Source organism: Oleiphilus sp. HI0125 (genome assembly GCF_001635355.1).
In genome coordinates this window covers 1-221 of the sequence record NZ_LWGF01000444.1, presented here as the reverse complement: position 1 = coordinate 221, position 221 = coordinate 1, and the positions used below count along the sequence as shown (strand labels likewise).

Genomic DNA, 221 nt, shown 5'->3' with positions numbered 1-221 from the left:
GACAATCTAGATAGCAGTATTGCGGTGGTTGCTGATGGACGTGTGATCGGTTTAGGTTCTGGCAATGGTGCTGTGAAGGCTGAGAACGATAATATTCGCGACAGCAGTCCGATAGTTACCACTGGCTGCCCAAGCTTAAAGGTTCTTAATCCTCGCCCAGGTGGCTCAGGCGTAATGTACTTCAGTTGCCCGCTTAGAGATACCGAAGCCACTGATGCTCA

1 protein-coding gene is annotated in these 221 nt (G+C 50.2%); it reads left to right on the top strand.

What is annotated here, in order from left to right; all coding sequences use genetic code 11:
- The coding region (locus tag A3762_RS27180; RefSeq protein ID WP_197469060.1) for a hypothetical protein at positions 1-221 on the top strand (221 nt) is incomplete at both ends.